Origin of the sequence: Caldimonas tepidiphila (assembly GCF_003569765.1) — a bacterium.
In the GTDB taxonomy this organism is placed as follows: domain Bacteria; phylum Pseudomonadota; class Gammaproteobacteria; order Burkholderiales; family Burkholderiaceae_C; genus Caldimonas; species Caldimonas tepidiphila.
The window spans coordinates 1-1094 of the sequence record NZ_KZ983982.1 but is presented as its reverse complement, the minus strand read 5'-3'; the positions used below and the strand labels follow the sequence as shown (position 1 = coordinate 1094).

The following is a 1094-nucleotide window of genomic DNA, read 5'->3' as shown; positions in this document are numbered from 1 at the left end:
GACTGATCGGAGCGGCCTTCTTTCAAGCAGGGGACTGTCGTTGGGAATCGACTCCTGCTTGCTTCGCCTGTAGCGGTGCTCGGCACCGTGGCGCTCGCTTCGTCGGACAGCCGTCTGCTCCGAATGTCCTGCCTGCTGGGCAAGCGAAGCGAGCGTCGGCATCTTCTTGCAAGGTTCTTGATGATGAACGAGCGCGGCACTTGGGGTGGTCAGCAAGCAGGCGAGTCGATGACGCCCGCTGTGATGTTCATGACGATGGGCTTGCTGGCGTACGACTCGTCTCCCCTGGAGGACCCTCAGCACAGAGGACGGAGCCTTGTCGGCTTCAACTCGGTTCTGCTTGAGGCCACAGGCAACGGCTTTGACCAGAGCCCGCGACTGATCCAGTTGCTGTTGATCGGGAGATGGAGCGAAGAGGCCCTTCATCTCTGCCAGGTGGCGTTCAACCCGGCAGGACCTGAGGCGATCCCCCATGCCTTGGAAAAAATGTACAAGGTGTCGTTCCAGTTGCCCTAGCGATGGATGTGGAAAAATGGGCTGCTGCCGGTTCGGTGGACACCGACCTAAGCTTTTCGAGCCTTCTCGAACTCTACCGAGCTGACGTAGCCGAGCGTCGAGTGCCGACGCGTCGGGTTGTAGAACCGCTCGATGTAGTCGAACACGTCTGACCTGGCCTGCTCGCGCAAGCGGTAGACCCTGCGCGCAGTGCGCTCGGTCTTCAAGCTGCTGAAGAAGCTCTCCACTGCCGAGTTGTCCCAGACCTCACCAGCGCGGCTCATGCTGCAGACGATGCCCTGCTCGGCCAACAGCTTCTGGAAGTGCTCGCTGGTGTATTGGCTGCACCTGTCGCTATGCAAGACCAGCCCCGGCTCGGGACGACGCCGGAACCACGCCATGCGCAGGGCATCGAGCACCAGCTCACGCCTCATGTGCGGCTTCATCGACCAGCCTACCACCTGACGGCTGAAGAGGTCGATCACCACGGCCAGGTACAGCCAGCCTTCGTCGGTGGCGATGTAGGTGATGTCACTGGTGCAGACCCGGTCGGGGGCCGGTGCTGTGAAGTCGCGGTCGAGAAGGTTCTCGGCCACCGG

The 1094-nt window shown here is 61.7% G+C and carries 2 protein-coding genes; one reads left to right on the top strand and one right to left on the bottom strand.

Translation table 11 applies throughout. The features are described from left to right. Positions 1–123 precede the first annotated feature (123 nt). Positions 124–516: a hypothetical protein gene (locus D3A59_RS04165; protein WP_157991403.1), complete on the top strand. Its 393-nt coding sequence runs from the start codon at positions 124–126 to the stop codon at positions 514–516. Positions 517–563: 47 nt separating this feature from the next. On the opposite strand, the gene D3A59_RS04160 is transcribed toward D3A59_RS04165, so the two are convergent. Next, positions 564–1094 (bottom strand): IS3 family transposase (locus D3A59_RS04160; RefSeq protein ID WP_119153649.1); only part of this gene is annotated, 531 nt, incomplete at its 5' end.

Coding starts and splice junctions, on each gene's coding strand:
- D3A59_RS04165 (WP_157991403.1), top strand. CDS start 124: ATGTCCTGCCTGCTGGGCAAGCGAAGCGAGCGTCGGCATCTTCTTGCA.